The organism is Pseudomonas sp. UBA6276 (genome assembly GCF_002438365.1).
Lineage (GTDB): Bacteria > Pseudomonadota > Gammaproteobacteria > Pseudomonadales > Pseudomonadaceae > Aquipseudomonas > Aquipseudomonas coleopterorum.
In genome coordinates this window covers 1-6,158 of sequence record NZ_DJUS01000018.1, presented here as the reverse complement: position 1 = coordinate 6,158, position 6,158 = coordinate 1, and the positions used below count along the sequence as shown (strand labels likewise).

Below are 6,158 nucleotides of genomic sequence, written 5' to 3'. Positions count from 1 at the left end.
AGGCTCATCTTGTGCGGGAACAGGCCCTCTTCCATGCCCACCAGGAACACGTAGGGAAACTCCAGGCCCTTGGCACTGTGCAGGGTCATCAACTGAACGCTGTCTTCGTGCTCCTCGGCCTGGGTGTCGCCGGCTTCGAGGGACGCATGGCCGAGGAATGCGGCCAGCGGCGTGAGGTCGGCGTCTTCTTCGCTGTTTTCGAAGTTGCGTGCGGCGCTGACCAGTTCCTCGAGGTTTTCCACCCGTGCCTGGCCTTTTTCACCCTTTTCTTCCTGGTGATAGACGATCAGGCCAGACTGCTCGATGACGGTCTGGGTCATCAGGTGCAGCGGCATCTGCATGACCTTGGCGGCCAGGTTCTCGATCAGCTCCATGAACGCGCCCAGGGCGTTGGCGGCGCGACCGGTCAGGCCCTTGTTGGCCACCAGTTGCCGCCCGGCTTCCCACATCGACAGTTCGGCGTGACGTGCATGCTGGCGGATGGCTTCGACGGTCTTCTCGCCCAGGCCACGGGGCGGGACGTTGATCACGCGCTCCAGGGCTGCGTCGTTACCGCGCCCTTCGAGCAGGCGCAGGTAGGCCATGGCGTTCTTGATTTCGGCGCGTTCGAAGAAACGCTGGCCGCCGTAGATGCGGTAGGGGATGCGCTCGCGCAGCAGCGCCTCTTCCAGTACCCGCGACTGGGCGTTGGAGCGGTACAGAATGGCGACGTCGCTGCGCGCCAGGCCGGTCTTGAGGGCACTCTCGATGGTTTCGACTACGTAGCGCGCCTCGTCGTGTTCATTGAACGCGGCATACAGGCTCAGCGGCTCGCCATCGTCGCCGTCAGTCCACAGTTCCTTGCCCAGTCGCCCGCTGTTGTTGGCGATCAGCGCGTTGGCGGCCTTGAGAATACCGGCCGTGGAACGGTAGTTCTGCTCCAGGCGAATCAGCTGGGAGTCCGGGAAGTCGGCGGAATACTGGTGGATGTTCTCGATCTTGGCACCGCGCCAGCCGTAGATCGACTGATCGTCGTCGCCCACCACCATCAGGCTGTCGCCACCTTGTGCCAGTAGCCGCAGCCAGGCGTACTGCACGGCGTTGGTGTCCTGGAATTCGTCGACCAGCACATGGCGGAAACGACGCTGGTAGTGCGCCAGCAGGCTGGGGTTGTCGCGCCACAGGTCGAGGGCGCGCAGCAGCAGTTCGGAGAAGTCGATCACGCCGGCCCGTGCGCAGGCTGCCTCGTACGCTTCGTAGACCGAGCGCATGGTTGCCAGGAACAGATCGCCGCCAGGCTGGATGTGCTGCGGGCGCAGACCCTCGTCCTTCTGCCCATTGATGAACCACTGCGCCTGACGCGCCGGCCACTTCTGTTCGTCCAGGCCCAGCTCGCGCATGACCCGCTTGACCAGGCGTTGCTGGTCGTCGCTGTCGAGAATCTGGAAATTCTGGTTCAGGTTGGCTTCCTGCCAGTGCGCGCGCAGCAGGCGGTGGGCCAGGCCGTGGAAGGTGCCTACCCACATGCCGGCCGGGTTGATACCCATCAGCTGCTCGATGCGCTGGCGCATCTCGGCAGCGGCCTTGTTGGTGAACGTCACCGACAGGATGGAGTGGGGCGAGGCGTTTTCGACCTGGATCAACCAGGCGATACGGTGCACCAGCACTCGGGTTTTACCGGAACCAGCACCGGCCAGGACCAACTGACGGCCGACGGAGGCGGCTACGGCCTGGCGTTGGGCATCGTTGAGGGAATTCAGCAGAAGGGAGAGGTCATCGCGCATTCCGGCATTTTAGGGTGCGCGATGGAGTTGGGGCAAACAAGAGTTGTCGCTTGCGAGACAAATCCTGCGAGTGTCGGACATAAGGTGCAGATTCGACGTGTGCGCCGAGCAGTGTGCGGCCGTTTTTGCCTGCGCGGCGGGTGCTGAGACGTTTAACTGGGCGATCACCGAGGCCTGTAGTATAACTACAGGCCAGCTACATCCTGGCCCCTCGACTCCTTTAGCGGAAGCTGTCCCTTGAACCTGCTGCAACACATCGACCAGTCTCGCCACCTGCTGCGCAAATCCGAACTCAAGGTTGCCGAGCATGTGCTGCTGGACCCTGCGGCGGTGATGCACAGCTCCATGGCCGATCTGGCGCACAGCGTGGGCATCAGCGAGCCGACCATCGTGCGCTTCTGCCGCGCGATCGGCTGCACCGGCTTCCAGGACCTCAAGCTCAAGCTGGCGCAGAGTCTGGCGGCGGGGGCGAGCTTCGGCCAGTTCGCCATTCACGAAGACGACTCGGTGGCCGACTACAGCCTGAAGATCTTCGACACCACCCTGCATACCTTGATGGAAGTGCGCGAGAAGCTCGACCCCGAGGCCTTGCAGCGGGCGATCAGCGCCATGGTCACGGCGCAGCGTGTCGAGTTCTATGGTTTCGGCGCCTCTGGCGCGGTGGCGGCCGATGCCCAGCACAAGTTCTTTCGCCTGCTGCTCACCGCAGCGGCCTATTCGGACCCGCACATGCAGGCCATGTCGGCGGTGACCCTGAAGCCGACCGACGTGGCCGTGTGCATCTCGCAATCAGGGCGCTCCAAGGACCTGCTGATCACTGCCAACCTGGTGCGCGAAAGTGGCGCCACGTTGATCTCCCTGTGTCCGGGGCAGACGCCGCTGGCGGAGCTGGCGACGGTCAACCTGGCAGTCGATGTGCACGAAGACACCGAAATCTATACGCCTCTGGCCTCGCGTATCGCCCACCTGGTGGTGATCGACGTGCTGGCCATGGGCGTGGCGATGGCCCGCGGTCCGGACCTGGTCAATCACTTGAAGAGCGTCAAGCGCAGTCTGCGCAGCCTGCGCCTGTCGCCCAAGTCGTTGAAGGCCCACGAGGCCCACGAGGACTGAGCGAGGCGTGATCGGTTTAACCCGATGTTCACCGCCCCGTCGCCAAACCTTCATACACCCACGCCACCCTGTACTCCCGAACTCGAACTGGGAGACAGGCAATGGCTCGTTACGTCGATGGCTCGCAAGCGCAAGGCAACAGTGCCGCCCGCACCAAACGTCAGCAGGAAGATCAGCGCCGCATGGAGTTTCGCCGTGCGATCGAAAGCTACGCCGAGCAGCGTCGCCTGCTCCAGGAAATTGGCGACGACGCCCAGCTCAGTGTCTGGCAGACGGTGTCGGCGGATGCCCGGCAAAGCGCTCGACCAGCGTCGTGATCTGCGCCCGCTCAGCACGGATGAACGCGGCGAAGGCCAACGCCACCGGCGACTGACGCCGCGCCTTGGCCTGCACCACGCACCAGCTGCGCTGCAACGGCAGTTCTGCCACAGGCAGCTCTCGCAGCGTGCCTGTGGATAACTCCCGGGCGACGGCGTGGCGCGTCAGCAGGGCCAGCCCCAGACCTGCGATCACGCATTCGCGCTGGGCTTCGGCAGACGCCACTTCCAGGGTCTGCGTGAAGTGCACGCGTTTCTCCTTGAAGTATTCCTCGCAGGCCCGACGCGTGCCCGAACCTTGTTCGCGTACCAGCAACGTATAGGCTTGCAGGTCCTGCAGGCTCAGCTGTTCGAACTGGCACAGCGGATGCTCGGGCGGGGCGACGGCGACGATCGGATTGTTGAGGAAGGGCATGAAGTCCAGGCCCATGTCCTGCGGCACCATCGACATGATGGTCACGTCGTCGCGGTTGTCGCTCAGGCGGCGGATCACCTGGGCGCGGTTGACCACCGTAAGCTGCAGGTTGACCTCCGGATGCAGGGTGCGGAACGCGGCGAACAGATGGGGGGTGAAGTACTTGGCACTGGATTCGACTGCCAGCTTGAGCTGCCCCTGCAGGGAGCCCTGCATGTCGGAGAGCTGCATGTCGAGGTTTTCCAGGCGGCCGAAGATGTCTCGGCTGGCCGCCTGCAAAGCCTGCGCTGCTTCGGTCAGATAGAGCTTCTTGCCCACGTAATCGAACAGTGGCTGGCCCACCAGCTCTTCCAGCTGGCGAATCTGCAGGCTCACCGCTGGCTGGGTGAGCGACATTTCTTCGGCGGCACGGCTGTAGGAGCGCAGATCGCACACCTCGTTGAATACTTGCAGCTGACGCAATGTCAGGCGCATCAGTGACTTACGCATGTCCCGATCCGATGTTCGAACGATGATCAACCAACTATAAGCTTTAGCTAATATGTAACCTAACAAAGATTGATTTTTATTAATCCTGGTACCGCGCTAGCTTGCAGAGGCGACCAGGAAACAACTGGTTACCCAAAGGGTCGGCCACGCACCGACCCGAATGGATTCATCGGTCGAGGAAATTCCAAGTGATAAAAAAGATCCTGATCGCCAACCGAGGTGAGATTGCCGTACGTATCGTACGAGCCTGCGCCGAAATGGGCATTCGTTCGGTCGCGATCTATTCCGAAGCCGATCGTCACGCGTTGCACGTCAAGCGCGCAGACGAAGCCCACAGCATCGGCGCCGAGCCCCTGGCCGGCTATTTGAACCCGCGCAAGCTGGTGAACCTGGCGGTGGAAACCGGCTGCGATGCCTTGCATCCAGGCTATGGCTTTCTCTCCGAGAATGCCGAGTTGGCCGATATCTGCGCCGAGCGCGGGGTGAAGTTCATCGGGCCGTCGGCCGAGGTCATCCGCCGCATGGGCGACAAGACCGAAGCCCGGCGCAGCATGATCAAGGCGGGCGTACCCGTCACGCCCGGCACCGAGGGCAACGTCGCCGACATCCACGAGGCGTTGGCCGAGGGTGAGCGCATTGGCTACCCGGTCATGCTCAAGGCTACCTCGGGCGGCGGTGGGCGAGGCATTCGCCGTTGCAACAGCCGCGAGGAACTGGAGCAGGCCTTTCCACGGGTGATTTCCGAAGCGACCAAGGCCTTTGGCTCGGCCGAGGTGTTCCTGGAAAAGTGCATCGTCAACCCCAAGCACATCGAGGCGCAGATCCTGGGTGACCGCTTCGGCAATGTGGTGCACCTGTTCGAACGCGACTGTTCGATCCAGCGACGCAACCAGAAGCTCATCGAGATCGCCCCCAGCCCGCAGCTGACCCCCGAGCAGCGCGCCTACATCGGCGACCTGTCGGTGCGCGCAGCCAAGGCGGTCGGCTACGAGAACGCCGGTACCGTGGAGTTCCTGCTCGCCGAGGGCGAGGTGTATTTCATGGAGATGAATACCCGGGTGCAGGTGGAGCACACCATCACCGAGGAAATCACCGGTATCGACATCGTCCGCGAGCAGATCCGCATTGCTTCGGGTCTTGCGCTGTCGGTGAAGCAGGAAGACATCGTGCACCGCGGCTTTGCCCTGCAGTTCCGCATCAATGCCGAGGATCCCAAGAACAACTTCCTGCCCAGCTTCGGCAAGATCACCCGCTACTACGCCCCCGGCGGGCCCGGCGTGCGCACCGATACGGCGATCTACACCGGCTACACCATTCCGCCGTTCTACGATTCCATGTGCCTCAAACTGGTGGTCTGGGCCCTGACCTGGGAGGAAGCCATGGACCGCGGTCTGCGGGCGCTCGATGACATGCGCCTGCAAGGCATCAAGACCACGGCGGCCTACTACCAGGAAATCCTGCGCAACCCCGAGTTTCGCAGCGGCCAGTTCAATACCAGCTTCGTCGACAGCCATCCGGAGCTGACCCAGTACTCGATCAAGCGCAAACCCGAAGAGCTGGCCCTGGCCATCGCTGCCGCCATCGCCGCCCACGCCGGCCTGTGAGGAACACAACAATGTCCAATACTCCTGTTTCCAAGCGCATATTCGTGACCGACACCATCCTGCGCGACGCCCATCAGTCGTTGCTGGCGACCCGCATGCGCACCGAAGACATGCTGCCCATCTGCGACAAGCTCGACCGGGTCGGCTACTGGTCGCTGGAAGTGTGGGGCGGCGCCACCTTCGATGCCTGTGTGCGCTTCCTCAAGGAAGACCCGTGGGAACGCCTGCGCAAACTGCGCCAGGCGCTGCCCAACACCCGTCTGCAGATGCTCCTGCGTGGGCAGAACCTGCTGGGCTACCGGCACTACAGCGACGATGTGGTCCGCGCCTTCGTGGCCAAGGCGGCCGACAACGGAATCGATGTGTTCCGCATCTTCGATGCAATGAACGACGTGCGTAACCTGCGTGTGGCCATCGAGGCGGTGAAGGCGGCTGGCAAGCACGCCCAGGGCACCAT

At 63.0% G+C, this 6,158-nt stretch carries 5 protein-coding genes and 1 pseudogene; 4 read left to right on the top strand and 2 right to left on the bottom strand.

Annotation, left to right across the window (positions count from 1 at the left end; translation table 11 throughout):
- Positions 1-1,763: DNA helicase II (uvrD, locus tag B2V21_RS02750; protein ID WP_286915967.1), on the bottom strand; the 1,763-nt coding region annotated here is incomplete at its 3' end.
- Between the two features lie 237 nt (positions 1,764-2,000).
- On the opposite strand from uvrD, the gene hexR reads away from it, so the two are divergent.
- Positions 2,001-2,876 carry a transcriptional regulator HexR gene (gene hexR, locus B2V21_RS02745; RefSeq protein ID WP_049860406.1) on the top strand — a complete coding sequence of 292 codons (876 nt, stop codon included), beginning with the start codon at positions 2,001-2,003 and terminating at the stop codon, positions 2,874-2,876.
- A 101-nt stretch (positions 2,877-2,977) separates the two neighbouring features.
- A complete protein-coding gene (locus B2V21_RS02740; RefSeq protein ID WP_282347172.1) occupies positions 2,978-3,193 on the top strand; it encodes a PA3496 family putative envelope integrity protein in 216 nt (71 codons plus the stop codon).
- Here B2V21_RS02740 and B2V21_RS02735 read toward each other — a convergent pair.
- Entirely contained in the window at positions 3,135-4,097 is a 963-nt protein-coding gene (locus B2V21_RS02735; protein WP_286915966.1) for a LysR family transcriptional regulator, read from the bottom strand. The two genes, B2V21_RS02740 and B2V21_RS02735, sit on opposite strands and share 59 nt — an antisense overlap.
- 188 nt (positions 4,098-4,285) lie before the next feature.
- Between B2V21_RS02735 and B2V21_RS02730 the strand changes: the two genes are divergently transcribed.
- Positions 4,286-5,701 (top strand): acetyl-CoA carboxylase biotin carboxylase subunit, encoded by a 1,416-nt coding sequence (locus B2V21_RS02730; protein ID WP_043192108.1) that lies wholly within the window; start codon positions 4,286-4,288, stop codon positions 5,699-5,701.
- A gap of 11 nt (positions 5,702-5,712) precedes the next feature.
- A pseudogene (locus tag B2V21_RS02725) lies at positions 5,713-6,158 on the top strand (pyruvate carboxylase subunit B); the annotation flags it as partial.

What these genes read in the sequence shown, in the direction of transcription:
- B2V21_RS02740 (WP_282347172.1), top strand. Translation starts at nt 2,978, where the DNA reads ATGGCTCGTTACGTCGATGGCTCGCAAGCGCAAGGCAACAGTGCCGCC.
- B2V21_RS02735 (WP_286915966.1), bottom strand. Translation starts at nt 4,097, where the DNA reads ATGCGTAAGTCACTGATGCGCCTGACATTGCGTCAGCTGCAAGTATTC.